This window comes from Chryseobacterium bernardetii (assembly GCF_003815975.1).
Classification (GTDB): domain Bacteria; phylum Bacteroidota; class Bacteroidia; order Flavobacteriales; family Weeksellaceae; genus Chryseobacterium; species Chryseobacterium bernardetii.
On record NZ_CP033932.1, the window covers coordinates 888,852 to 903,576 of the forward strand.

General features: G+C 37.3%; 9 protein-coding genes. 2 read left to right on the top strand and 7 right to left on the bottom strand.

The window, feature by feature from the left end; all coding sequences use genetic code 11:
* Position 1: 1 nt before the first annotated feature.
* The 7 genes from EG339_RS04175 to EG339_RS04205 all read right to left on the bottom strand — a co-directional run bounded on the left by EG339_RS04175 (position 2) and on the right by EG339_RS04205 (position 8,945).
* Positions 2-1,777 (bottom strand): Ig-like domain-containing domain, encoded by a 1,776-nt coding sequence (locus EG339_RS04175; RefSeq protein ID WP_123868996.1) that lies wholly within the window; start codon positions 1,775-1,777, stop codon positions 2-4.
* 25 nt (positions 1,778-1,802) lie between these two features.
* Entirely contained in the window at positions 1,803-3,065 is a 1,263-nt protein-coding gene (locus EG339_RS04180) for a serine hydrolase domain-containing protein (RefSeq protein ID WP_123868997.1), read from the bottom strand.
* Between the two features lie 195 nt (positions 3,066-3,260).
* Positions 3,261-4,190 (bottom strand): 2-hydroxyacid dehydrogenase, encoded by a 930-nt coding sequence (locus EG339_RS04185; RefSeq protein WP_123868998.1) that lies wholly within the window; start codon positions 4,188-4,190, stop codon positions 3,261-3,263.
* A gap of 126 nt (positions 4,191-4,316) precedes the next feature.
* On the bottom strand, positions 4,317-4,868 hold the full coding sequence (locus EG339_RS04190; RefSeq protein WP_123868999.1) for an acyl-CoA thioesterase: 552 nt from the start codon (positions 4,866-4,868) through the stop codon (positions 4,317-4,319).
* Entirely contained in the window at positions 4,856-5,608 is a 753-nt protein-coding gene (locus tag EG339_RS04195; protein ID WP_123869000.1) for an HU domain-containing protein, read from the bottom strand. Before EG339_RS04195 ends, EG339_RS04190 begins: the two co-directional genes overlap by 13 nt.
* A gap of 180 nt (positions 5,609-5,788) precedes the next feature.
* Positions 5,789-7,906: a TonB-dependent receptor gene (locus EG339_RS04200; protein ID WP_123869001.1), complete on the bottom strand. Its 2,118-nt coding sequence runs from the start codon at positions 7,904-7,906 to the stop codon at positions 5,789-5,791.
* A 265-nt stretch (positions 7,907-8,171) separates the two neighbouring features.
* Entirely contained in the window at positions 8,172-8,945 is a 774-nt protein-coding gene (locus tag EG339_RS04205; protein ID WP_225716849.1) for a WG repeat-containing protein, read from the bottom strand.
* A gap of 292 nt (positions 8,946-9,237) precedes the next feature.
* Here EG339_RS04205 and EG339_RS04210 point away from each other — a divergent pair, with 292 nt between their 5' ends.
* Both EG339_RS04210 and EG339_RS04215 read left to right on the top strand, forming a co-directional pair.
* Positions 9,238-12,021, top strand: a complete 2,784-nt coding sequence (locus tag EG339_RS04210) for a bifunctional aconitate hydratase 2/2-methylisocitrate dehydratase (protein ID WP_123869003.1) — start codon at positions 9,238-9,240, stop codon at positions 12,019-12,021.
* A gap of 317 nt (positions 12,022-12,338) precedes the next feature.
* Positions 12,339-14,606 (top strand): aconitate hydratase, encoded by a 2,268-nt coding sequence (locus tag EG339_RS04215; protein WP_123869004.1) that lies wholly within the window; start codon positions 12,339-12,341, stop codon positions 14,604-14,606.
* The last annotated feature ends 119 nt before the right edge of the window (positions 14,607-14,725 follow it).

A 14,725-nucleotide genomic window follows, 5' to 3' on the forward strand; every position in this document is an offset into this window, starting at 1 on the left:
TCTATTTCACAGGAGTTATTACTGCATTTTCAGATTTCAGTTCTTTTTTATTTTCCTGAAGTACAGCTTTCTCTTTTTCTTCAGAAGCTGGTGGTGTAACCGGTGCCGGTGGCGACGTACCTTTAGGATTATCAAGTGTTCTGGTATCTTTAAGATCCCATTCTTCTCTTGTTTCCCACAATGCTCTAACCAGAGCCTTTTTGTAGAAAACATAAGCATCCTCCGCAAAGGTTTCAGTGGAGAAATCTGCTTCATCCCAATACTTGTCGTTATTATTATCCACTAATATTCTAACAACATATTCTTCAGGCCTCAGGATATCAAATTTCACCTTATCTCCTTTCGTATATCTCTGATATATTACTTTATCTGAGGAATCTAATAGTTGGATCCAGTAATTAGATGTTGGTGCATTTAAAAGGGTAAATTCTAAGCTTCCAAATTGCTCTACTTTATCAGCAGTGAAATCAAAGCGTTTAGATTGTGCATTCTTTGCATAAAAAGAAGAAACCGTTTCTTTAGGAATTGTAAGCTGATAATCTTTACCGCTTATAAAGTCTGCATTCACCAGAATCTGATAAGGATTGGTTTCTGAAATTTTAGCATTAAACGGCAAGGCATTCAAAGAATCTCCTTTAACAGCCAATTTCCATTTTGAAGGATCAATTTTATCTATAAAGTAGTTGGATGAAATTTTAAAATCAGATTTTGGAGGCAATGATCCTCCCCCATTATCACTGAAAACATCCATTGCATTTTTCTTGTTATATTTATAGAACAAAGAAACTGTATAAACGGTATCCTTTTTCGGCCCAATATTATGACTAAACAACAGTTTTTCGGTAGTTTCCTGCCCTATATTATTCTTTACAGCATCAAACCATATTCTTACGGAGTCTGACTTTGGCGTATGGGTTACTTTAATATCTTTAAGCTTATCATTCAGTGACTGCACTTTTACCTCATCCGGATGGCCTTCGAATGTCATCAGAACACCCCCGGCAATCTCCTTCATATCAGAATACTTTAAAGGCTTTTTAGATGGGTATACACTTAAATTAAGGCCTGAAATGGATTTTTCAAAATCAATAGCCTCTTTTTTAAATCCTATCTTTTCTTTTCCCGGGTCGTACACTGAATTCCCGTTTTCATCTTCGAAAGCAATAATTTTATATTTTCCCGGGGAAAGATAATTCAGTTCATAATATCCGTCGTCATCAACCTTGGTAATATAATAGGGTTTTTGCTTGTAATTCATGGTATCTTTTACCTGATACAAACCAACCACAAGTTTATTTTCATTGGTTCCGGTTTTCTTTCTGATCTGCATGGCATCTTTAACCTCACCACTGATGTACAGATCATCCAGTTTATCTCCTGTAGAAAAGGCAAAATTGAAATAGCGGAGAATATTGGATTCATTATTATCCGCAATAGAATTCCCAAAATTGAAATTATAAGTGGTATTGGCCTGAAGTGTATCTGCCCACTGAATAAGTACAAATTTATTCGCAATATTTGATGGAAGAATTCTCTTGATATTTTTAATTGGCGGAGAAATAATAAGATTTTTATTAATATCCTTTAAGGTTACATATTCATCAAAATCCAGACGAAGTTCGTGGATGTCTCTTTTTACATTAATCCTTGTGGTATCAATATTTGAACTTAAAAACTTTGGAGCCAGCGTATCTTTAGGTCCTCCAACAGGAGATCCTACCCTTGCACAGGAGTGTACAAGAAAACAGATAACCAATAATAAAAGAAATCTTCTCATGAAAATGTTTAAGCAAAAGTAAACATTATTCTCCAAAAACTTCGTGTCCGCTATTCAAACTATCTTTGCTGTTATTCATAACAGTCTGAAGTTTCTCCTGCTGTAAAGGGAAATTCTCGAATAATCCGGATAATGCAAGTGCTGTATAAACTTTTCCGGAATATTTATTTCCGATGGCAACAATGGTGACTTTAGATTTTAAAAGGTGGGCAAAAACAGAGTTGGTTCCATGCCACCAACCATTATGATAGGTCAGCTTTTCGCCATTGTCAAAAATTTTCATTCTAAAGCCAAGTCCGTAATTGTTCATTCCTGCCTTTTCATTGCTGTAAGGAGTAAATACCATCTGCATAAGATCCGGCTTCAGGAAATCTTTTGAGAACATTGCTTTTGAGAAATTATAAAGATCTCTTGGGGTAGTATAAACATTTTTATCTCCATAAATCAGATCCAGACGGTCTAAAGGATATAATTTATTTCCACCGTAATAGAAAGACTGTGAGGCAGTCGGAATATCTTTTTCCTGGAAGATATAAGTATTATTCATTTTCAATGGTGTAAAAACCATTTCTTTCATAGCCTGAGGAAAAGGCGTTTTGGTTACTTTTTCAATCAATAAAGCTAATAGAGCAAAATTTGTATTGCAATACATAAATCCGGTATCAGTGTCTCTTGCCAGGTCCGGTTTATATTTGATGATCATATTCAATACATCCTGATTGGTAATAAACTGTTTGGAAAGTTCTGCCGGTGCAGGCTGTATTTTGGTAATGAAATATTCGTATTTCGGCAGTCCGCTTCTTTGGTCCAATAAAGTCTGAACTGTCACATTCGAATAAGGAAACCCTGGAAAAAATTGGGTAAGGTGATCAGTAAGTTTTATTTTTCCGGCTTCCACCAGCTTCATCATGGCCATTGCCGTTAATGTTTTTGAAACGGAAGCTACATGTAATGGTGTATTTTTATCAATGGGCATCTGATTGCCTTCTCTACCAAAGCCTCTGTAGTTTTCGTATAAAATCTCATCGCCTTTAGCCACTAAAATTCCACCGCTAAGATCACCGCCTTCCCATATTTTTTTATAGTACTGGTCAATATAACCAGTTAAAGATTCTTTATTGGAAAGCTGTCCATCCGCTTTTGTAAAAACATTACTTAAATCCACATTTCCGTAATTCGGAAGATTGGTGGTATTTTCAGCTGAAACCGCTTTGGATTCAGATTTATTTTTACAGGAAAAAAGGGATAGAGCAACCGTTACAGCAAGGACTAAATTACGCATCTTCATAAGATTCAAAAATGAGCGGCAATTTAATAAAAGTCAAAAATAAATTGTAAATATGAAGGGTACATTATGAATTATTTAACATAAACAAGAGAAAAGGAAAAAGTAAAAAGGAAAATTAAACGAAAAAATAAAAAGCTGAGAAAGTTTTCCCATATCATTACTTTCTCAGCTTTCTGGTTTTATCTATATTATCAATTAACAATATGAAGCTACAATCTTATCTACAATAAACTGAGCTAATTTTTCTTTGCTTTGATGTGTCCAGCCGGCAATGTGTGGTGTTACCATAGCCTTTTCGGATTCCAGCAGATATTTAAGGTCTTCATTTTCTGTTTCAAGGTGTTCAAAAGAAGATTTTTCGTATTCCAATACATCCAGACAGGCTCCTTTTACCTTCCCCATTTTCAACGCTTCTACTAAATTTTTAGTTTTTACATTTTTTCCCCTCGCTGTATTCACAAAATAGAAATTATTTTTCATTTCGGAAATGAATGTTTCGTCAATAAGATAATGGGTTTCAGAAGTCAGAGGAATATGTAAACTCAACACTTCTGCATACTGCTTCAATTCTTCTAATGTAACCTGAGTAGCAAATTCATCAGAAAGCCCGGGAAGTATATCATGGAAGATCACTTTACATCCAAAACCAGAAAGTCTTTTGGCTGTTGCTTTCCCCATATTTCCATATCCGATTAGCCCGACAGTTTTACCCAGCAATTCATCCCCTCTGTTTTCTTCACGTTTCCAGATTCCGTTCTTTACTTCCTGGGAAGCAATGAAAAGCCTGTTCATCAACACCAATAGCATTCCAACAACATGTTCTGCCACTGAATCCCTGTTTCCTTCCGGTGAGTTGATTAATTGAATCCCTAATTTTTCAGCCACAGGGATATCAATATTTTCCATCCCGGCACCTACCCTTGCAATGAATTTCAGATTTTGAGCCTGTTCAAGAAAGTTTTTATCCAAAGGGATACGGCTTCTGATGATAATCCCATCATAATTTTTGATTTTAGCGCAAACTTCATCATAAGTGGAAGTAAAATCTTCTTCCAAAATAAAGTTTTTAGCTAAAAGCTGTTGGGTAATAAGAGGGTGATTTTTATCTAAAAGGAGAATTTTCATATTTAAACGCAAGTAACACTAATTGATTTCACAAATAACACCATTATCATTTTCAGATAAAGATGCTTGGTATAAAAATAAAATGCTTTTAATTTGGAAGTTCCCGTATTAAAAGCATTCAAAGTTTTATTTTTTATCCTTCTTAGAAGCCTGTTGCTCCTGTGGTTCCTGGAATAATTTCTTAAGTTCTACAGATTCCAGAGGTTTCATTCTTCCGGAAAGGATCAATGAAAGTTCTTTTCTGCGGAATGCAGCAGCATATCTTTCTTTCTCTTCTTCTGTTTCCGGGATCATATCAGGAATTGGAATCGGGCGGTTGAACTCATCTACTGCAACGAAGGTATAGATTCCTGAATTGGTATGAATTTTTTTTTGGTTGATGGGATCATCAGACCACACATCCACATACACCTCCATAGAAGTAGAGAATGCTCTGGAAACCTTAGATTCCAGTACTACAACTCCACCTTCAGGAATCGGGTGATTGAATGAAACGTGGTTTACAGATGCCGTTACTACTCTTCTTTCGCAGTGTCTTGCTGCGGAGATGGAAGCACATCTGTCCATTTTTGCTAAAAGTTCCCCCCCAAAAAGGTTTCTCAGAGAGTTGGTCTCGTTCGGAAGAACGATATTGGTCATAATGGTCAGGGATTCTGACGCTGTTTTTATTTTTGCCATTTATTCTTAGTGTTTTTTGGAGCAGCCGGAACTGTTTTAGTTGTTTTTCCGGCAGGTTTTGTCAATGAATCTTTCTTCAGAGAATCTGAAACTGGTGTTTCCGGCGTATGTACCATTACTTTCACCGTATCTTTTACAATCCTGTGGGTAGAAGTCTGTACAGAAACTTTAGTAAAGGATTTCTTTCCAAAGAGAAGTTCCTGCTGGGTAAATGCAAAATACAGGATACCGAGAACCGGAATAATCAGCAGAAAGAACCAAAGGATTGTCTTTTTAAATTTATAATCCTTCTCACGGTTTTCTGAAGTACTCACTTTCTCACCATTATTAATATCTGAGAATCTGATCTCTTCCAATCCGAAAAAATCCGGACGTCCCGCTTCCACTCTTTTCCCTTTGAAATGAGTGTGCCCTTCTTCTATAAAGATTGTTCCCAGATTTTGAATTTCAAGAACCTGTTCTGCCTGGAGCTTTTTCTTCCAAAAATCAGTCTGTATTTTCAGGTCACTTCTGGAAGCTTCTACAGACATCTGCTTTTCTTTAGCGATAAAAACAGTAAGATCTTCAGCCTGCACTTCATAGTCAATTGTAAATTCAATCTGGCTGGCAGGAGGCAGGATGCTTCCGTTTTCGGAATTGATAACCGCTTTAGAATTTTTCAGAGAAAACACCCCAAAGCCTGGAACCGTGACAGTTCCATATTGTTTTAAATATTCTAAAATGTATGCTGAAATATTCATTTGGTGGCAAATTTATAACTTTTTCATGACTTTTTGAAGATATTTAACGCATATAAAAAAAGACTGCTGAAGCAGCCTTTTGAGTATTCCATAGCAAAACAGGTTCGCTATTCATGATCCCGGATCTATTCCAGGATAAATTTGCAATTCGCTTATTTACAGCTGCTACTTTATTTCAATCTATTGAATTTTCCAACTGATTCCAAACATAAAGTTCGTTCCCGCCTGTGCAAAGTATAATGGGCTGCCATCTTCCGCAACAGAGCCATTGTTAACGTATTTTTTATTAAACAGGTTATTTACCAAAAGCTTTAATGCGATATCATTATGACCAATCTTAAACTGATACTGTGCATTAAAGTCTGTGAGTAAATAATCTTTAAGTTCTAAATTTTTATCTTCCGTATTATCCAGGTACTGCTTTCCAACATACTGATTCATTAAAGCAAACTGGAAGTTTTTATTTGGATTGAATTTTACTCCTAAATTGGCAACTGTATTCGGAGAAAATGAAATCTGTGTATTTCCAAGGCTTACCGGAACATTTCCAACCTCTATATTAAAATCCTGATTCCTGTTCTGGCTTAAAGTTACGTTTCCGGAAACTTCCCATTGTTTTGAAATTTTAGCCAAAGCGCCAACTTCAACTCCACGTCTGTAGCTCTTTCCTGAATTGGTTCTTATAAATGCTCCTACACTGTTTAGCTGCCCATTCAGGACTAACTGATTCACATAATACATGTAATAAATATTCGCAGTTAAAGATAAAAAGCCAAACTGTTTTTCAAAACCAGCTTCAAAATCATGAAGTTTTTCAGGCTTTACATCGTTGTTGGCCATGATATCTGCTCTGCTAGGTTCTCTGTGAGCATGAGCATAAGACAGGAATATTTTTCCATCCGTAATTTTATAATTTACTCCTGCTTTTGGATTGAAGAACAGCCAGTTTTTATCCAGATCAGCTCCATCATCATCCCCATCCATAATAATCTTCGTATTGTAATTGATACTTCTAAGCTGTAAATCGCCGAAAAATTCAAGATTATCTATTCTATATAAAGCCTTAGCAAAACCGGAAACTTCATTCTTTACCGAGCGGTTTCTATAGTATTCACTTTCCTGGATCTGCGGATAAAACACTCCGGTTACATTTCCGTAATGTCTTCCGTAGTACTGATTGGCTACTGCTCCAAAATTTATATCAAGATTTTCAAACTTACCATACAATGTAGAAACTACTCCATAGAAATCATTATTCAGCCATTTCTTTCTGATGAAATCTGATTTTGTAATGGTTTGTCCGCCGTCAATAATGTTAGGAAGGTGATATTTTGAGAAAGAACTTGCCTGCTTATAGTTTTCATAATATCCTTTTCCTTTGGTATAGTGAAAAGTCGTTTCAAGATTCCAGCGGTCATTGAATTTCTGTTCCCAAAGCAACTGATAATGATTCTGTCTGTAATTATCCGTTTCGTTATCGTAGAAACCTGCAATATTTCCGTTGGCATCCTTAATAGCACCGGAAATATTGAATCTTGGATTTGTTTCCCACATTTCTCTGCTAATCCCGTTCCATGCCTGATAGGTTTTTTCTTTTCCCCCAAAAGCCATTAAACGCAATTTGGTTTTTCCTTCTTCGAACAAAGCTGTAAAATTATAAGAATTAAGATCAGAAGAAGCTCTGTCTATATAGCCATCAGAATGAATATTCGTGTATCTTCCCATTACAGACAGACGGTTTTTCCAGAACTTTCCGGAGCCTATCTCAGCCGAATATTTATAGGTATTGAAAGAACCATAGCTATCATCAGTCTTAAAATAAAATTTCTCCTCAGGCTCTTTTGAAATCACGTTGATACTTGCCCCAAAGGCAGACACTCCATTATTAGAAGTACCTACTCCCCGTTGAATTACGATCTGGGAGGCTGAACTTGTTAAATCCGGGACGTTCACAAAAAAGGTTCCCTGGCTTTCAGAATCATTATAAGGAACACCATTCATCATCACATTGATAGCCGTTCCGGAAACTCCACGGATTCTAAAACCTGTATATCCTACACCATTTCCGGCATCTGAAGTGGAAATGACTGAAGTTTGATTTTTTAAAAGGATAGGAAGATCCTGCCCTAAATTTTTACCGTCTAAATCTTTCTGAACATTGATAATTTCCTTAGCAACAGGAAGTCTTTTCGTAAAGTTAACCGCCTCTATTTCCCTGATCTTCAGAGAATCCGTGTTTTGAGCCTGAATAAAGGCTACAGAGCCTACACTAAGCCCTAAAAAAAATAATCCTTTCATTCTATAAATCTTTAACATTTAATGAATAAAAGGGGATCAATAAGATATTATACAGATTCAACCCTTAGAAGAGTTGGCGTCCCTAAACAGCATTACCTGTTCCAGGTTCATTGGGTATAATCTCAGCCTTTTAAAGCACCCCTTTATTTCAGCCGCGAAATTACAAAAAATATATGAGATGATGAATTCGTGATGCGAGGCTCCGTTTGTAATAAAGCCCTCATAACATAAGCATCATCATTTATCAGTAATCATCACTTATAATTTAGTATGTCTTGTTATTTGCATCAATATAATAATAGTTTTTGCCATCTTTCGTCACCTCAAACATTTTCCCCAGCTTCCAGCTGAAGTTTCTTTTAATATTGGAATATTCAAAAGGAATAATCACTTTATTATTAACATCAATAACTCCGAATTTATCATTATTGGAAGCAACAATCATCGGATCTGCAACGTTATCTCCTTCCATAATGTAGAGATACTGATACTGCGGATAGATCTGGTATTGGCGATAATCTGCAGCGTTGACGAATTTTGATTTTTCAATGATTCCGTAGAAACCATTTAAAACATAAGCCTGGAAAAGCTGCTGTTTATATTCTTCAAACCTGCATTTTCCAAGATCAGAATCTTTAAACTGATATACTCTTTTCCCGGAATAATCTATTCTGTAAGAAATCATATCCTTTTCTACTGTTGCATAATCTTTTGTTCCATATTTCCTCACTTTTTCATTGGGCGAATTAAGAAGATTACAATCTTCATAAAAGAATACGGCAATATGATACTCCGGCTGAATGATGTATTTCCCGTTTTGGTTCACATACCCGAAATTATCTCCTTTCTTTTTAGGAATAAGAAGAGGAAGATCTTTATTAATCACTACAAGATCAGAATTCTGTTTAGCTACCACATTTTTCTCTTTTTTCATGGTAGTTTTCGTAACATTTTTTATTGCAGGTTTCTTCACAGATTTCGTCTGAGAGAAAACAAAAATCGAAATAAAAACGCACAAAACATTCAGGATATTTTTCATATTCACCATTTGTCTGCAAAATTACGGCCAAAAATAGAAATTATCAAAATCATATTTATAAAGAATCTAAATAAATTCATTCTCATAAAATCGTAAAATTTCGTAATTTTGGGCAACATTTTGAATTGTTTAATAATTTAAAAAACTTTTAAAAAAGAGTGTAGATTATGCTGACCTTATTCGGTTAATGTTGCATCATATGCGAGATCTCAAAATGTCATTTATCTGTATTTCATACAGACCAGTAAAGAGCAGCGAAATATTCTACCTTTAATATTGAAAGACTTCTATTATGAATATTTATAAGGATTACATTAAAGAGATTGAAGAAAGAAAAAGCCAGGGGCTTCATCCAAAGCCAATTGACAGTGCAGAACTACTAAGCGAAATCATCGCACAAATCAAAGACTCTGGTAATGCAGATCGAGCTGACTCTCTTAAATTTTTCATCTACAACACCCTTCCAGGAACTACAAGCGCAGCTGGTGTAAAAGCTAAATTTTTAAAAGAGATCATTCTGGGTGAATCCGTAGTAGAAGAAATCTCTCAGGCTTTTGCTTTCGAATTACTATCTCACATGAAAGGAGGTAAATCCATCGAAGTATTATTAGACCTGGCATTAGGTAATGATCCTGCGATTGCTCAACAGGCAGCAGACGTTCTTAAAACTCAGGTTTTCCTTTATGAAGCGGATACCAACCGCTTAAAAGAAGCATATAACAGCGGAAATGCAGTTGCTAAAGAGATTTTAGAAAGCTATGCAAAAGCTGAGTTCTTTACTAAACTTCCTGAAGTAGCTGAAGAGATCAAAGTAGTTACTTATATCGCTGGCGAAGGGGACATTTCTACAGATTTACTTTCTCCGGGTAACCAGGCACACTCAAGATCAGACCGTGAACTTCATGGTAAATGTATGATTACTCCTGAAGCTCAGGAAGAGATCAAAGCTTTACAGGCTAAACATCCTGATGCAAGCGTTATGCTTATCGCTGAAAAAGGAACAATGGGTGTAGGTTCATCCAGAATGTCAGGGGTAAACAACGTGGCCTTATGGACAGGAAAACAAGCCAGCCCTTATGTACCATTCGTGAATATTGCTCCGATTGTAGGAGGAACAAACGGTATTTCTCCCATCTTCCTTACTACGGTTGACGTTACTGGAGGTATTGGTATCGACCTTAAAAACTGGGTGAAGAAAACAGATGAAAACGGAAACCCTGTTCTTAATGAAAACGGAGAACCAATCCTTGAGCAAGCTTATTCAGTAGCTACAGGAACTGTTTTAACCATCAATACAAAAGAAAAGAAATTATATAACGGAGATCAGGAACTTATCGACCTTTCGAAGTCTTTCACTCCTCAAAAGATGGAATTCATCAAGGCTGGAGGATCTTACGCAATCGTATTTGGTAAGAAACTACAGACATTTGCAGCTCAGACGCTAGGTGTTGAGGCTCCTGTTGTTTTTGCTCCATCAAAAGAAATTTCTCACGAAGGACAAGGTCTTACAGCTGTGGAAAAAATCTTCAACAGAAACGCTGTGGGAACAACACCAGGAAAAGTATTACACGCAGGTTCTGATGTACGTGTAAAAGTTAACATTGTTGGCTCACAGGACACAACAGGCCTAATGACTGCCCAGGAGCTTGAATCTATGGCAGCCACTGTAATTTCTCCAACGGTTGACGGCGCATATCAGTCAGGATGTCACACCGCTTCAGTTTGGGATAAAAAAGCTCAGGCAAACATTCCTAAGCTAATGAAATTCATGAACGATTTCGGCTTGATCACAGCACGTGACCCGAAAGGTGAATACCATTCAATGACTGACGTTATTCACAAAGTTCTTAACGATATCACTGTAGACGAATGGGCGATCATCATTGGCGGTGACTCTCACACGAGAATGTCTAAAGGTGTTGCTTTCGGAGCTGACTCCGGAACGGTTGCTCTTGCATTAGCTACCGGTGAAGCTTCAATGCCAATCCCGGAATCTGTAAAAGTAACTTTCAAGGGCGAGATGAAGCCTCACATGGATTTCCGTGATGTGGTTCATGCTACTCAGGCTCAGATGTTGAAGCAATTCGGAGGAGAAAACGTATTCCAGGGAAGAATTATTGAGGTTCACATCGGAACACTTCCTGCTGACCAGGCATTCACCTTTACAGACTGGACTGCTGAAATGAAGGCTAAAGCATCGATCAACATTTCCGAAGACAGCACCCTAATTGAATCACTGGAAATTGCTAAAGGCAGAATCCAGATCATGATTGATAAAGGAATGGACAACCACAACAAAGTTCTTCAGGGATTAATTGACAAGGCGAATAAGAGAATTGAGGAAATCAGATCAGGTGAAAAGCCAGCGCTGACTCCAGATGCTAATGCTAAATATTACGCTGAAGTTGTTGTAGACCTTGATGTAATTGTAGAGCCTATGATTGCTGACCCGGATGTAAACAACGAAGATGTTTCCAAAAGATATACTCACGATACCATCAGAGACCTTTCTTACTATGGTGGTGAGAAAAAAGTGGATCTTGGTTTCGTAGGATCTTGTATGGTTCACAAAGGAGACCTTAAGATTGTTTCTCAAATGTTGAGAAATCTTGAAAAACAAAATGGTAAAGTAGAATTTAGCGCTCCATTGGTTGTAGCGGCTCCTACTTACAATATCATTGACGAGCTAAAAGCTGAAGGAGACTGGGAATTACTGGAAAAATATTCAGGTTTCGAGTTCAATGACAATGCTCCAAAAGGTGAAGCTCGTACACAATACGAAAATGTAATGTACCTTGAGCGTCCCGGATGTAACCTTTGTATGGGTAACCAGGAAAAAGCAGCAAAAGGAGATACTGTTTTAGCTACTTCAACACGTCTGTTCCAGGGAAGAGTAGTAGAAGATTCTGAACGTAAAAAAGGTGAATCTCTGTTGGCTTCCACTCCGGTTGTTGTTCTTTCTGCTATTATGGGAAGAATTCCAAGCATTGAAGAATATAAAACAGCGGTTGAAGGTATTGACCTGACCACATTTGTACCTTCTATCAAGGAACTAACAAGCACAAGTGTTCACTAACAGAATTGATAAATAGGCCATAAGGCCATTGAAAATCATATAAATGAAAGATTTTAGTCCTTTGGGATTTAAAATCTTTCATTTTTTTGTTTAGAATCGTTCTATTTTAAGTTAAATACGATTTTTTTCCAAGAAAATCGAGAAAATAGAATCTATTTTTTCTTAAATTGAAAGTTATAAAATCTCTTGGTTTTAGAATCAAAATCGCCCTGTTTATGGATTACAGGAACGTTTTTTGATATATAAAAAATCAATTTTCTTTCTCCCATATAAGAGAAGGGAACTTTTAATGGAATAAGAACAAAACTAAATACGATATGACTTTTGATATTGATATGATCAAAAAAGTGTATGAGCGTTACCCAGAAAGAATTGCTGCGGCAAGACAAATAGTGGGAAAACCTCTTACCCTTTCGGAAAAAATTCTTTACACCCACCTTTGGGAAGGAAATGCTACACAGGCATATGAAAGAGGAAACTCTTATGTAGATTTTGCACCGGATAGAGTGGCTATGCAGGATGCAACAGCGCAAATGGCCCTTTTACAGTTCATGCAGGCTGGGAAAGCTAAAGTAGCTGTACCTTCAACAGCTCATGCGGATCACCTGATCCAGGCGAAAGTAGGTGCTGATAAAGACTTACAGGAAGGAATCAACAAAAACTCTGAGGTATTCAACTTCTTAAGTTCTGTATGTGACAAATACGGAATTGGATTCTGGAAGCCGGGAGCTGGGATCATTCACCAGGTTGTACTGGAAAACTATGCTTTCCCTGGAGGAATGATGATTGGAACCGACTCACACACTGTAAACGCTGGTGGGCTAGGAATGGTTGCCATTGGTGTAGGGGGTGCAGATGCGGTAGATGTAATGGCAGGAATGGCATGGGAACTTAAAATGCCTAAACTTATCGGGGTAAAATTAACCGGTAAAATGAACGGATGGACCTCTGCAAAAGATGTTATATTAAAAGTAGCAGGAATCCTTACTGTAAAAGGAGGTACGGGATGTATTGTAGAATACTTCGGTGAAGGAGCAGAATCTCTTTCAGCAACAGGTAAAGGAACTATCTGTAACATGGGTGCTGAAATTGGAGCTACTACTTCTACTTTCGGGTATGATGATTCTATGAGAAGATATCTTGCGGCTACCGGAAGACAGGATGTAGTAGATGCAGCGGATAAAATTGCAGAACACTTAACAGGCGATGCTGAGGTATACGCCAACCCTGAACAATATTTCGACCAACTAATAGAAATTAACCTTTCTGAACTAACTCCACACTTAAACGGGCCTTTCACTCCGGACCTGGCAACTCCAGTTGCTGAATTCAGAGCTAAAGCTGAAGCAAACGGATGGCCATTAGAAGTTGAGTGGGCACTTATCGGTTCTTGTACCAATTCTTCTTATGAAGATCTGTCAAGAGCAGCTTCCATTGTAGAAGATGCAGTATCGAAAGGTGTTAAGCCTAAAGCTATTTTAGGGATTAATCCTGGTTCTGAGCAGGTTAAATTTACAGCCGAAAGAGATGGTTTCTTAAATTCATTCAGAAAATTTGAAAACGCAAGAATCTTTACTAACGCTTGCGGACCTTGTATTGGACAATGGGACAGAGAAGGGGCTGAAAAAGGAGAAAAAAACTCTATTATCCACTCATTCAACAGAAACTTTGCAAAAAGAGCTGACGGTAACCCCAATACCCATGCATTCGTAGCGTCTCCTGAAATGGTAGCTGCTGTGGCAATCTCTGGTAGATTAGATTTCAACCCTATTACAGATACTTTAACAAACGAATCCGGTGAGCAGGTAAAACTTGATGAGCCTAAAGGTTACGAACTTCCTGCAAAAGGATTTGCTGTAGATGATAACGGATATCAGGCACCTTCTGAAGATGGTTCCAGAGTAGTTGTTAATGTAAGTCCTACTTCAGACAGACTTCAGTTATTAGAGGAATTCCCGGCTTGGGACGGCAAAAACATTACAGGAGCAAAAGTATTGATCAAAGCGTTCGGAAAATGTACTACTGACCACATTTCTATGGCTGGGCCATGGTTAAAATACAGAGGTCACTTAGACAATATTTCTAACAATATGTTGATTGGAGCTGTGAACGCTTACAATATGGAAACCAACCGCGTTAAAAATGAATTAACGGGTGAATATGGAGAAGTTCCTGCCGTACAGAGAGCTTATAAAGCTGCAGGAGTACCAACAATTGTTGTAGGAGATCAGAACTATGGTGAAGGTTCATCAAGAGAACATGCCGCCATGGAACCTAGACACCTTGGTGTAAAAGCGGTATTGGTAAAGTCATTTGCGAGAATTCACGAAACCAACCTTAAGAAACAAGGTATGCTTGCGTTAACTTTTGCCAATGAGGCAGATTATGACAAAATTCAGGAAGATGACACCGTTAACTTCTTAGATCTTGACCAGTTTGCCCCGGGAAAACAATTTACTTTAGAATTTATCCACAAAGACGGAACTAAAGACATCATCATGGCGAACCACACTTACAATGATCAGCAGATTGATTGGTTCAAGGCCGGTTCTGCTCTAAACCTGATTAAACAACAAGAGAAATAAGAATTAATTGTTAGATCGATTAATGATAAAAGACGGCTTCAATTGAAGCCGTCTTTTTTGTCTCTACTATGGTATAATAGTCATATCATATTTATTCATAAAGCCATACGCAGATTCTG